The sequence below is a fragment of the Psychrobacter sp. H26 genome (assembly GCF_059073035.1).
In genome coordinates this window covers 2,533,844-2,547,287 of record NZ_JCACRW010000001.1, presented here as the reverse complement: position 1 = coordinate 2,547,287, position 13,444 = coordinate 2,533,844, and the positions used below count along the sequence as shown (strand labels likewise).

Here is a 13,444-nt window from a genome sequence, read left to right as displayed (position 1 = left end):
CAAAACTGCTATATCGCTAGGTTTGCTATTGGATAGTGGATAGGACTGCTATTAGGTAGGATTGCTCTCATTCTGAGCATGGGTTGCGCGCGGGTGGGCACGGTCATAGACTTGGGTTAGCTTGGCAAAATCAACATGAGTATAGATCTGAGTGGTACTAATATCACTGTGTCCTAGCATCTCCTGCACGGCGCGCAAGTCGCCACTGCCTGACAGCATGTGTGAAGCAAAACAATGACGTAATAGATGCGGATACATGTTTTGGGCGATGCCTGCACGTGTCGCCGCAACTTTTAAGCGCTGTTGTACAGCACGTGTGGATAGCCGAGTACCGAGCTTTTCGCTGATAAACAAAGCATTATCCATTTGCTCGACCCATAGATTGCGATGTGGTAGATAGCGTCCAATCGCTTCTGCTGCTTTTGCACCCAGCGGCACTAGACGTGTCTTATTGCCTTTACCCGTGACACGAACGCGCAAATCAGACAAGTCAACATCCGCAATATCCAGTGCAACCAACTCGCCGACACGTAGACCACTACTATAGAGCAATTCAAACATCGCTTTATCTCGTAGCCATAAGCGCGCCTGCTCTGGTATATCGGGAACTTCTTGATCAAGCAGCTGGGTTAATAAATCAACATCAGCAATAGACGGTAGTGGTCTAGGGCTACGTTGAAGCTGATAGCCGGTGGCTGGATTGATACGTGCTAAGCCCTCTTCTATCAACCACCCATAAAAATGCCGAATCGCTGACAGCTCTTGTTGCACGCTAGCAAGCGCAAGTTTGTCTTCATCGAGGCGCTGACTGATATGCTGAGCCAATTGGCGCTTATCACAGCGTGTCCATGTCAAACGCTTGCCACGTAAGAATAGTGCCAACTGGTTTAAGCCTGCAAAATAAGCCGTGAGCGTATGCGGTGAGTGATTACGTATAGATAGGGTATTGAGCCAGCGGTGCACAGGGACCAGTAGCTCTCGTAATATCGCATCTGACTCTATACTGGCTGCCAGCTCATCTGACAGCCAAGGCATAGAGGGTGTAGCCTGCATCGCTTGACTGACTTTATTGGACATAACCATATCAAAAGCACCTGTACCGTTTATATCATTTGCCCGACATTTATATCATTTTCCTGATGATAGGCAGCAGTCTTTAGACGTTATCAGCCTTCAGAGTTTGGCTTGATACCTGCTTGCGCCATTAACCCATCTGGACTAAATACCCCTTCATAAACAAAGGCAGTCGGACCCGTCATCATGACTGAGTAGCCGGGCTGCCATTTGATAATCATGCTGCCACCATAGAGCTGTGCACGGACTTCTTCACCTTCATCGAGCCAGCCTTCGCGTATACCAACCGCTACTGCTGCACAGGCACCAGTACCGCAAGCTTGAGTCTCACCCACGCCGCGCTCATATACACGCAGACGAATATGACGCTGATTCATCACCTGCATAAATCCTACATTGACGCGGTCTGGGAAAGCAGGATGAGATTCGATGGCCTTACCTAACGTTTCAACTTCAGCATCGAGTACGTCATCGACCTTGATGACGGCATGCGGGTTACCCATGTTGGCAACGTATAGCTGCACAGGCGTGCCATTTACATCAAGGTGATAGGTGTTTTGAATTTTAGTCGTGGCTCTCGGACTAAAAGGAATCTCATTTGGTTCAAACCGAGGTTTACCCATATCCACCTCTACCCAGCCAAACCGATCCGTGGTCAAAGAAATAATACCACTGGCTGTCTCCACACGTAGACGCTGCTTAAAAGATAGCTTACGGGCCTGCACAAAACGGGCAAAACAGCGCGCGCCATTGCCGCATTGCTCAACCTCGGTGCCATCAGTATTAAAAATACGGTAGCTAAAATCAACATCAGGGCGCATCGGTGGCTCGACCACCAGCAATTGATCGAAACCAATACCTAAATGGCGATCTCCCAATAACGCTACCAAATCCTTAGTCAACTCCAAACGCTGGGTTACCAAATCGATAACCATGAAATCATTGCCCAGCCCATGCATTTTAGTAAACTCTATTAGCATATCCTTGATGTCCTATCCTATTTTTATGTATGGCTTATATTAGCACGCTGCCAGATACAATCATAATTATCACCGCGCTCAAATACTAACTTATCGTTATGACTAAAAATTGTTTTGGTTACTTAGGGTTTGCCATAAAAAACCCACCATTATCATCATGGTGGGTTTTTTTTATTACTCAAAAACAGTTTCAGTTTTACAGTTTCAGTTTTGCGGTTTTATTTATCCTGCCATAACATTTCATCAGCATATAACGCTTCGACCGTTTCGCGCTTACGGATCAGTTGATGGCTATCACCTGACACCATGACTTCGCTAGCACGCGGACGCGAATTATAATTGCTGCTCATTGTAAAGCCATAGGCACCCGCACCTGTCACGGCCAAGACATCATTGGTGCTTAATGACAACAAACGGTCTTTTGCCAAGAAATCACCTGTCTCACAAATCGCCCCAACGATATCCCACGGCTGCGTACCTTCCGTATCGATACCGTTGCTTGGGAGTGTGCTTGGGATCACGGCCATCTCAGCTTGATATAAAGCAGGACGAATCAAATCATTCATGGCAGCATCAACGATCGCAAAGTTCTTGTGCTCCGTTGGCTTAAGTACATCAACTTGCGTCAATAGCACGCCAGCATTGGCCACAATACTACGACCCGGCTCAAAGAATACAGTCAATCCAAGCTCGCTAAGTTTCGGCAATAAGGCCTCGGCGAATTCATCGATAGATACTGGTGTCTCATCAATATAACGCACGCCCAGACCGCCGCCTAGATCAATATGACGTAGCGTAATACCACTATCGCGCAAGCTATGTATCAGCTCAATAACTTTATCTAATGCCGCGACAAACGGCTCCACTTCTGTCAGCTGTGAGCCAATATGGCAGTCGATACCAACGATATCGATATGCGATAGATTTGCCGCTTGCTGATATACGGCTAGTGCGTCTTCATGAGTGATGCCGAACTTATTGTCTTTGAGGCCGGTTGAGATATAGGGGTGTGTTTTGGCATCGACATTTGGATTCACACGCAATGAGATTGGCGCCCGCTTATCAAGTGACTGTGCGACCTCGTTGATTAGAGTCAACTCACTGATAGACTCGACGTTAAAGCAGCCAATACCTTGGGTCAGTGCATACTCAATATCGCTATACGTTTTGCCAACACCCGAAAACACAACGCGTGATGCGGCGCCACCTGCTGCCAGTACACGCATCAGCTCGCCACGAGAGACGATATCAAACCCAGCACCTGCCTGTGCCAACACACCAAGTACAGCAAGGTTAGAGTTTGCTTTTACGGCATAGCATACCTGATGATCAAGACTGGCAAAACTGTCCGTATACGCCTGATAGACGTCGAGTATCGCCTGCTTTGAGTAGACATAGCATGGCGTACCATATTGTTTTGCTAGCTCATCGACACTGACCTGCTCCATATATAGCGCATCAGCGCGATAGCTCAGTGCAGGCAAATGAGCACTCAAGGCTTTGGGGTCGATGTATAACCCTTGCTCAGTTTGGATAGTGACCGATTCGCCAGTTGCAGAGTCGGTCAAGTCAGCAGGTAGTTCAGAATGACTCATATAAACATCTCTAATATAATCAGGGTAACAGGGTTAACATAAATTTTGGGTAGCGAGCACGACCTAATGATTAGGTATCAGCAGTCGTTAAGCTTTGATAGCCAGACGCTAATAGTCATTGGGGTCCGTACTCGGTTCAGGTAGTAATTGCTGCTCATCTAGATAGTCGTTTTTTTGATAGGTATCGTCATCGATGCCCGCAAAGGCGGCATCTTGTGGGTTACTTGTACTATTGAGTACAGATGAGCTGCCTTCGACTGTTTGGCTACTGGACTCAGCTAAATACAAGTCGCCTTTTTGTCCGCAGCCTGATACACCTACCATGACGGCGCTGCCGATAATGAGAGTAGCAATGGCACGGCGACTGGTAAGCAGATATGAGGTGTGCTCAGTGTTTGAGGGGCGAGATGTAATAGACATAAAGCGTATAACCTATGAGCGTGCAGTGGTGTAAGTGCGATAAAAAATCATAATGGACAGACAGTCAAATAGGCAGCTAAAAAACTGCCAATGCGATCATTTCAATCATAGCATTATTACACAAAGCTGTACGTATACTGAACATGAATGGCTAATAAATTTGCTGTGTATTGAGCGTTACTTTGAAACTATTGTCAGACATTGCTGACGATACTGATTGGTGATGACCATGCAAAAACATGCTTTATCGCAATTTAGACAATGCTTCTGACAATACTTGATGCTCTTTTATTGTTTATGCTGCCAACAATACTGTCCTAAAACAATTGGGTACTCATGGCTATCGCACTTAAGTACGACTCATAAATATAGTTATGTCAACGTTATGGTAGCCTACTGTGCAGCACTCTTAAGCCACACCATCATCGAGGTATAGGTACAAAAATATGTTACATTGTAGCGCGACCTTGGCACTATGATGAGTGGCTATGATGATTTGCCGCCTAAGACTGTTTTATAAAAAATAGAATCATTGGTCTAAACTAATATAAGTATCATGCAAATCGGTAGCATGTTTGTTTAATGTATTTATTATAAAAACGATACGATATCGACCTGACTATTTAGTAATATTAATGCTGTATTGCTATAAGCGTCTATTTATATCGCGTTGTATTACGCTTACGATATGATGACGCGCCACCTAATAAACACCAACCTGAGGATAGAGCATGAGCGACAACCTAACCACCACTTTTGATGACAAGAACACTGAAACATCAACCCTGACGAGCCCCACATTGGTTTTGAACTGCGGCTCGTCTTCCATCAAATACGCGTTGATTAGTGATGACAACTCTACTCGTATCACAGGTCTGGCCGAAAACTTAGGGCTTGATACTGCTCGCATCAAACACACTACCCTAGATGGTGACAAGCTCGAGATATCTATTCCTGGTGGTCGACACAAACTGGCACTACAAAAAATCCTTGAGCTACTAGAGCAATATCATTTTATCGCTGTCGGTCACCGCGTGGTACATGGCGGGCGAGAGTACTCAGAAGCGGTACGCGTTGACACTCATGCATTAGAAGAAGTTAAGCGACTTAAAGCGTTGGCACCCCTACACAACCCTGCCAATGCCCTGGGAATTGAGGCAGTTCAAGCTATCTATCCTGATATTCCGCAAGTGGTCGTATTCGATACCGCCTTTCATCAGACCATGCCGCCAGTCGCGTTTCGCTATGCATTACCAAAGTATCTATACGAAGAGCACAAAATTCGTCGCTACGGCTTTCATGGGACGTCGCACGCTTACGTATCAGAACGCACCAGCCAAATTACTGAGTCTACAGGGCCACATGGCTGGCTAACGGCGCACTTAGGCAATGGGTGTTCTGCTGCTGCTGTATACGACGGCAAGAGCCTCGATACCAGCATGGGGCTGACACCGCTTGAGGGGCTCATGATGGGTACTCGTAGCGGCGACGTCGACCCAAGCTTGCACATGCATCTAAAGCGCCAGCTGGGTATGAGCCTAGAAGAAACAGATAAAATGTTGAACAGTGACAGTGGTCTCCTCGGTATCTCAGGTCTGTCCAATGATTTGCGTACTATCGAACAAGCAGCCAGTGAAGGTCATGAAGACGCACAGCTTGCTATCGAGATGTTCTGTTACCGCGCGGGTAAGTATCTCGCCAGTCTCAGCTGTGCGCTACCTGAATTTACCGGTATTGTCTTTACTGGTGGCATCGGTGAAAACTCAGACATTACACGTACCAAAATCTTGGCAGTGATGCGTCATTTCGGTATAAAAATAGATGCTGATAAAAACGCAAACTTGATACGCGGTAAAGAAGGCAGTTTTCATGCCGAAGATAGTAGCGTCGAGCTATGGGTTGTACCAACTGATGAAGAGTACCGTATCGCTCAAGAGACCCGTCAAGCACTAAATCTTGGCTAGATTGAGCAGTATTGAGCAATGATTACTTGGCATTCATTATAAAAATATAAAATAAACCATAGGATTTATTATGCAAACTATTTTACTTGTTCCCATTAGCCGCGGTATTGGCGTGACATCGGCCGCTCTTGGTTTGATTCGTGCTTTTGATTATAACGGCATCAAGGCCGGCTTTATGAAGCCATTCTTGCAAGATGACACGCTTGATAAGCAACATAGTCTAGACAGCTCAAACGCTCTAACCATGCATGCGTTTGGTCTAAAACCGCCCAAATCGATCAGCCGTCAGCACGTTGAGCGTATGCTAGGTGATGACAATTTAGATGACTTGATGGAAGAGGTAATTGCCAATTACCACACCATGGATAGCGGTCATGATGTGGTCATCTGTGAAGGACTTGTACCTACCACTGAGACGTCTTATGCCTCTCAGATCAACCGTGCGCTTGCTCATGCCTTAGACGCCAAAATCATCTTTGTTGGTACGGCAGATATCAGTAAACCTGCCTATTTAGCAGACAAACTCGACGTCCATGCCCGTGAGTTCGGCGGTGTCATCGATGCCCGTACGCTGGGTGTGATCTTGATGCGCGTACAAGACGTGCCCAATACTTTTGATAACCAACCGGTTGCCCCTGGTGAAGCAGTTGTTAGTTTAGACCCGATCTTTTTGCAAGAAGTGCAGCGCTTGTCGCCATCGTTCAATACCGAAGCGTTCCGTCTCATCGGAGTGGTGCCATTTAGTGACTCACTGTCAGTACCGCGTACGTGGGATATCGCGACAGAGCTGGATGCTACATGGCTGAATGTCGGTGAAGCAAAGACTCGTCGTATAAACCGTATCAGCTTGACAGCACGCTCAGTGGCCCGAGTCAATGAAGTCTTTAAGCGTGGCACACTGATGGTCGTCCCTGGTGACCGTGATGACTTATTATTGGCGGCGGGCTTGGCTTGTATTAATGGGATTCCACTTGCAGGACTGGTGCTGACTGGTGGTATCACGCCAGGCAAAACCGTGGCTGAGCTATGGCAGTCAGCGCTCAAAACAGGTATCCCTGTTATGAGTGTCGAGACCGATAGTTATGAAACGGTACAGAGCCTGATGCATATGAGCTCCGAGATTCCAAGCGACGATACCGAGCGTGCAGAAGAAGTGGCTCGTTACGTGGCGGCGCACTTAGATCTGAGCTGGATCAAAGAATACTTCAGCCGTAATCACGAACCACGCCTCTCGCCATCAGCGTTCCGTCATCAGCTGGTCAAAAAATCACAACAGGCCAAAAAACGCATCGTACTGCCCGAAGGGTCTGAGCCACGTACCGTTGAGGCGGCCTGTATCTGCCAAAGCCGCGGTATCGCCAACTGCGTCCTACTTGCCAAGCGTAGCGATGTCGAACAAGTTGCCAAAAACCGTGATTTGACGTTGCCAGAAGGGCTAGAAATCATCGATCCTGATAGTGTCGATATGAGCAAATATATCAGCGCAGTAGTAGAACGCCGCAAAGGCAAAACCAATGAAGATGTCGCTGCTGAATATCTAAAAGACACGGTATATCTTGGTACCATGATGCTGCAACTGGATGAAGTTGATGGTTTGGTTTCAGGCGCTATTCATACCACAGCCAACACGGTACGCCCAGCGTTTCAGTTGATCAAGACCGCACCGCAATACTCTTTAGTATCGTCTGTGTTCTTTATGCTGTTGCCTGAGCAAGTGGTGGTCTATGGTGACTGTGCCATTAACCCTGACCCCAACGCCGAAGAGCTGGCAGAGATTGCTATCCAATCAGCACAGTCAGCTGCCGCATTTGGTATCGATCCAAAAGTGGCAATGATCAGTTACTCTACTGGCTCATCAGGCGCTGGCGCGGATGTCGAAAAAGTCGCCCGTGCCACTCAAATCGTCCGTGAGCGTGCACCAGACCTAAAAGTCGATGGTCCACTACAGTATGATGCTGCCTCGGTCATGAGCGTGGGTAAACAAAAAGCACCTGACTCGCCTGTCGCTGGTCAAGCCAATGTCTTTATTTTCCCTGATCTCAATACGGGTAACACCACCTACAAGGCCGTACAGCGCAGTGCCAATGTCGTCAGTGTCGGTCCTATGCTCCAAGGGCTCAATAAACCGGTAAATGACTTGTCTCGCGGTGCACTCGTTGATGATATCGTCTATACCATTGCACTGACGGCGATCCAAGCACATAGCGACTTGATTTAATTGCTATAGGTCTTGCTAGTTATCCTCTTATATAATGCCGACTATCGCCATGATGGTCGGTTTTTTATTGTCGTTTTACTGGTAATGCGGTGATATACAGTTGCTATGGGGACAAGCAGTGGTGACAGATGCTCACCTGCCCTCTACAATGGGTCTATCACTTACTCATGACTGCCATGCTCTAATAGCTCATGTACTATCACCACAACAAGCGCCTGCCCCTTTATAACTATGCCTAATACCACAAGCAACCAGCAAAGCACACTCACCTCACCCCTACCTGCTATCCGCGCGTATCTTGGTGGCTCATTTGATCCGGTACATAATGGTCATCTACAAGTGGCTATGTCTGTCTATCAGCACCTACTACCCATCGCCGTACAAAAACAGCGCGCCTTGCACGTCTACCTACTACCCAATGCACGCTCACCATTTAAAACGCAAAGCACTGACCCTAACCACCGCTTAGCCATGCTAAGACTCGCAACACAGGACACACCAATACAAATCAGTGAGCTGGAGCTATGGCAAACGCCACCTGTCTATACGATTGATAGTGTGCGCGCACTCAGGCAGCAATACCCTAACGACAACTTGATATTTATTATGGGTATGGATAGCGCGCATAGCTTGGACAAATGGAAAGATGGTTTACGACTCACTGACTATGTCAATCTATGGGTGTTCAATCGTGCAAGCCACGATAGTAACAATGACGGGATTTCTGACAGTAAGCAATCATTTGGACAAGATACGACGACTGCTCAAGATATCTCTACTCTCAACTCGCAACTGCCAGTGTCATTGCAGCCCCATATCACAGACTCACCTATGACACTATTAACCTCAAGTTCCAAATACTTGAAAGACAGCGCTCATTTAAATAGCTCTGATCCAAATAGCTCTGACTTGAAAAACGCCAATCAAGGACGCATTTATATAGATACGCGGCCCATCACTGCCGTATCTAGCACACAAATACGTGAGCAACTACAAGAGTTGGCACAAAAAATAAATAAAATACCCGTCGCTGACAGGCAAATCGCATCTATAGCATCAATAAATGCTATCATTAGCAATACTGAATTCAATCCATTAGCTAAATGGCTAAATCCTGCTGTTTATCACTATATTATCGCCCATCAGCTATATTCTGCTGCTCAATTCCGTTAAAATCGCCTTATCTATGTCATTTTTCCTATCCTGTTTTTATGCATGACTGACAATATGTGATCAGTCGGATAAGACAAATTGGCGTTTTACCCCTTTATTTTTAATATTTACGATTCAAGAGATTAAAGTTTATGACCAAAACCATGACTGAAGAACGCCTAAAAGAATGTTTGACCATAGTACAAAGCGCTCTAGATGATATGAAAGCAAAGAACATTACTGTAATGAATGTAGAAGACTTGACCGACGTCACCGAACGCATCGTCATCGCTGATGGTACCTCAAAACGTCATGTCCGTGCGATGGCGGATAGCGTTGGTGCTGAAGCCAAGCAATCAGGCTTTATGCCGCTGGGTCGTGAAGGCGGTATCGACTCTGACTGGACACTGATCGATTTGGGCGCAGTTGTCGTTCATATCATGACCCCGCAAGCGCGTGAGTTCTATGACTTAGAAGGTCTATGGTCATCACCTGACCAGTTGGCTGAGCTGGTTGCCACACCGCGTGAAAAGAAAACTGCTGGTCGTCGCAACAAGAACAAATAAGGTCATTGATTACAATGATCGCATCATCCTAAAAGTATGAGAGCAAAAAGACCAGAATCATTATTCTGGTCTTTTTTTGTGCTTATATTTGAGCATATCTGTCATGATAAATACCCATTAAAATGGCTAATAATGCGATAGCTTGCTATGATAATCTTTTCCTTTCTTACTCAATTTTTGTCTTATCTATGACGCTTTTATTAAGGATTGCTCATGTCTGCTGACCACAGCTCAAACCCTAAGATTAACCTACCCTTGCATGTGGCAAACTTAGTATGTGTCCGCGCTGGTAAAGCTATGCCATTTGCGCGCGAAGAAATGAGTGCCATTGATAAAGCACCCATCAAAGCGCCTGTTGCGGTCAACTTCATGGGCCTCACCACTGATGAGCAAGCCGATCGCAAACATCATGGTGGCCCGCTAAAAGCGGTGCATCAACTGCCAACTGCGACGTATGAAAAAATCAATACAGAGTTTGACCTAAAAGTACGCATCGGGACACTTGGTGAAAACCTCACTACTGAATCCGTTAATGGCTTGCCTGAGATGGATGAGTCTAACGTCTGTATTGGCGATGTTTATCAGTATGGCGGGCAGTATAGTGAAGACAATATAAACGGTGAAGATAGCGTGCAACTGCGTATCGTGCAACCGCGCCGCCCGTGCTACAAAATCAATGACCAAATTGGACAATTTACCAAAGTGCCAAATATCGCGGCATGGGTTAGCAAGCAAGGTATCTCGGGCTGGTATTTTCAAGTGGTACGTAATGGTATGATTAACGCTGATTTGCCTGTGTATCTGATCGAACGTCCCTATCCGTTTGCTACGCTAGAGACACTTTGGCAACTGGCAAACTCAAAAGAGAAGTTTGACGTTGAGTTCATTGAGCCATGGCTGGCAATTAAGTGTTTGGAGGAGAGTTGGAAAAAGGTTCTGGCTAAAAAAATCCAACAGGATCGCAAAAGCATCACCTAACGAAAACCTTTAGTATGACTTTCCTATTTATAAGAGATGGCCAGTACCCTGCGTAATGGCATCACAAGGTTTTTCATGCCCCAGCCAAATTCTACAATAAGAACGACTCTCTCCTTTATTTTGCATCTCAAAGGAGACAGCCATGAGTGAACCAACAGAAAGCATCAGTTATCTACAGGCGATAGCCATCAGTGTGGGCGCCATTATCGGTTGGGGTGCTTATGTGATGCCAGGCGATTTATTTTTGCCCCAGTCGCAGCTACTAGGCTCTTCTGTTGCCATTATTATCGGTACTTTGGCAATCTATATGGTGGCGCGCGCTTACATCAATTTGCTGACCCAAACACCAGAAAACGAGTCAGGCGGTATCTATTGGATTGAAAAGTATATCAATAGAAAGCACGCCTATATTTATGGTTGGGGCGTCACGATAGGTTATATCTCCATTATCGCGCTCAATATATCAGCTGTCGCTTTACTGTTGCGATATCTATTGCCCAGCGGCTTACAACTAGGTTATCTGTATACGATTGCCGGTTGGGAAGTCTACGCCAGTGAAGTATTCCTATGTAGCGCGGCTATTATTTTGTTCAGCTATATCAATTTAAAGGGCGTACGTGTCGGCGCAAAAATCCAGCTATATATCGCCCTATTTATGATTTTGTCAGTGACGGCATTGTTTTTTGCCTCGCTCTGGATGACGCCTGCTACTCAAGCATTTTTGCCCACTGATATGTCTAGCAGCTCTATTACTAGTTTGGCATGGCTGCCTATACTAGCCGTGATGCCATGGGCATATGTCGGTTTTGAGACCACGCCGCAGATCTCAAAAGCTATCAGTGACTCAAAAACCAAGACCAAAAGCATTATCCTAATTTCACTCATCGCAGGCGTGTTGTTTTATTTTTTAATCAACTACTTTACTGCGCTAAACATGAGTTTTGACTACCAAGCTATCAAAGACAGCAACTGGGCGACAGGTGAAGGCATAGACAATCGTATCGGTAGCATCGGCATCTGGCTGCTATCGATAGCGATGATTGGCTCAATAATGAGCGGTATCAATGGCTTTATATTGTCATCTGTTAAGCTCTTAGAATCTATGAGCGACACTGCGCTATTGCCTAGCGTTTTTACAGATAAAAACAATCACTTTAGTAAGCAAAAAACCGTAATATTGATCTGCTTCATATGTCTGCTTTCTCCTTGGCTCGGTAGAAACTACCTGCTCGATATCGTGACCATGGCATCCTTGGGTATTACGGTGGGCTTTGCTTATGTCACGACCGCTGACCTCATCAATGAGCGAAAAAAGAAACAAGCAGGTCTATTAAATTACCTGTCTGTATTGATCAGCGTGGTCTTTATATCACTGCTACTGCTACCATTTTCACCAGCGGCGCTGTCATTCAATGCTTATGTCTTACTAGGACTCTTTGTTATATTAGGCGTAATGGGGTATCGAAAAATAATGCCTGTGCAAACCGTAGCACCGTAGCGCATAATATCAGCACACTACATTTCCGCTATATAGAGCAATTTATGGCACAAAGTATGACTTCCTTGGCATTGGCATCAGTATTAATGTCGTGCTTCACGTTACCTTTAATTGGCTGCGTGACCACAACTGCACCAGTTGCCACTACCAAAAGCTACAGCGTCGACAGCGATACTTATCAATCGACAGGCAAAAGCCAGCGCATCAAAACCATCGTCCTGCACTATACGGTCTCAGATAATGAGCGCTCGATAAAGACATTGACGACGGGCAAGGTCAGCGCGCACTATCTAATCCTAGACAGTGACGATGATAAAATTTATAACCTCGTACCCGAATCTGAGCGCGCGTGGCATGCAGGCGACGGTGGCTTTGCAGGACGTACCATCCTCAACGATACCTCTATCGGTATCGAAATCGTCAACGCTGGGATCAGGCCTGAATATCAAGACGCGCTAAAAAATGATGGTATGAATTACCATCCTTATGAGCATTATGTGGCATTTGATGAATTGCAGATTAAAAAAGTCGCGGAGCTAGTACAAGATATCACCGCGAGATATGATATCTCGCCGAAGAACATCATCGGTCACTCGGATATGGCACCCTCGCGCAAGATCGACCCGGGTGCAAAATTCCCTTGGGAGCAACTGTATAAGCAATATGGTATCGGCGCTTGGTATGATGAAGCGGACAAACAAGAAATTATGAATCGGCGTACCTTGGTCGCGCCAAGCGTACAAGAGATCAAGCAAGCCTTTCGCACATATGGCTATCAAGTTAACGATACTGATACGTGGGACAAGCCCAGTCGTGATGTCATTTATGCGTTTCAACTGCATTTCAGACCGCAGCAGCCAACGGGTAATATGGATCGCGAGACCTATGCGATATTACAGGCGCTCAATATGAAGTATGCTGGTCGGGGTGACTTCTACTAAAATTAGGTATTGGCCATTAACAACTATCTATTTATTTATCTACCCATAACAACAATGA

The 13,444-nt window shown here is 46.0% G+C and carries 11 protein-coding genes; 7 read left to right on the top strand and 4 right to left on the bottom strand.

The genetic code is table 11. The annotated features are described in order from the left end of the window. Positions 1-51: 51 nt before the first annotated feature. From AC5JPT_RS10575 to lptM, 4 genes are all read right to left on the bottom strand, one after another. A complete protein-coding gene (locus AC5JPT_RS10575) occupies positions 52-1,083 on the bottom strand; it encodes a tyrosine recombinase XerC (protein WP_493858057.1) in 1,032 nt (343 codons plus the stop codon). A gap of 83 nt (positions 1,084-1,166) precedes the next feature. After that, positions 1,167-2,054 carry a diaminopimelate epimerase gene (gene dapF, locus AC5JPT_RS10570; RefSeq protein ID WP_319051200.1) on the bottom strand — a complete coding sequence of 296 codons (888 nt, stop codon included), beginning with the start codon at positions 2,052-2,054 and terminating at the stop codon, positions 1,167-1,169. A gap of 218 nt (positions 2,055-2,272) precedes the next feature. Further along, a complete protein-coding gene (lysA, locus tag AC5JPT_RS10565; protein WP_493858467.1) occupies positions 2,273-3,502 on the bottom strand; it encodes a diaminopimelate decarboxylase in 1,230 nt (409 codons plus the stop codon). A 255-nt stretch (positions 3,503-3,757) separates the two neighbouring features. Further along, positions 3,758-4,069: an LPS translocon maturation chaperone LptM gene (gene lptM / locus AC5JPT_RS10560; protein WP_443525253.1), complete on the bottom strand. Its 312-nt coding sequence runs from the start codon at positions 4,067-4,069 to the stop codon at positions 3,758-3,760. A gap of 731 nt (positions 4,070-4,800) precedes the next feature. Between lptM and AC5JPT_RS10555 the strand changes: the two genes are divergently transcribed. The 7 genes from AC5JPT_RS10555 to AC5JPT_RS10525 all read left to right on the top strand — a co-directional run bounded on the left by AC5JPT_RS10555 (position 4,801) and on the right by AC5JPT_RS10525 (position 13,386). Next, positions 4,801-6,033 carry an acetate/propionate family kinase gene (locus AC5JPT_RS10555; protein ID WP_493843859.1) on the top strand — a complete coding sequence of 411 codons (1,233 nt, stop codon included), beginning with the start codon at positions 4,801-4,803 and terminating at the stop codon, positions 6,031-6,033. Positions 6,034-6,103: 70 nt separating this feature from the next. Continuing rightward, entirely contained in the window at positions 6,104-8,251 is a 2,148-nt protein-coding gene (gene pta, locus AC5JPT_RS10550) for a phosphate acetyltransferase (RefSeq protein ID WP_493858056.1), read from the top strand. A 231-nt stretch (positions 8,252-8,482) separates the two neighbouring features. After that, positions 8,483-9,424 (top strand): nicotinate-nicotinamide nucleotide adenylyltransferase, encoded by a 942-nt coding sequence (locus AC5JPT_RS10545; RefSeq protein ID WP_493858055.1) that lies wholly within the window; start codon positions 8,483-8,485, stop codon positions 9,422-9,424. A gap of 131 nt (positions 9,425-9,555) precedes the next feature. Next, positions 9,556-9,969 carry a ribosome silencing factor gene (gene rsfS / locus AC5JPT_RS10540; protein ID WP_443525250.1) on the top strand — a complete coding sequence of 138 codons (414 nt, stop codon included), beginning with the start codon at positions 9,556-9,558 and terminating at the stop codon, positions 9,967-9,969. A gap of 213 nt (positions 9,970-10,182) precedes the next feature. Beyond that, a complete protein-coding gene (locus tag AC5JPT_RS10535) occupies positions 10,183-10,947 on the top strand; it encodes an MOSC domain-containing protein (protein WP_493858054.1) in 765 nt (254 codons plus the stop codon). Between the two features lie 142 nt (positions 10,948-11,089). Then, positions 11,090-12,445 carry an APC family permease gene (locus tag AC5JPT_RS10530; protein ID WP_493858053.1) on the top strand — a complete coding sequence of 452 codons (1,356 nt, stop codon included), beginning with the start codon at positions 11,090-11,092 and terminating at the stop codon, positions 12,443-12,445. A gap of 44 nt (positions 12,446-12,489) precedes the next feature. Continuing rightward, the gene (locus tag AC5JPT_RS10525; RefSeq protein WP_493858052.1) at positions 12,490-13,386 is read left to right on the top strand and encodes an N-acetylmuramoyl-L-alanine amidase; all 897 of its coding nucleotides are present in this window, start codon (positions 12,490-12,492) and stop codon (positions 13,384-13,386) included. Positions 13,387-13,444 lie beyond the last annotated feature (58 nt).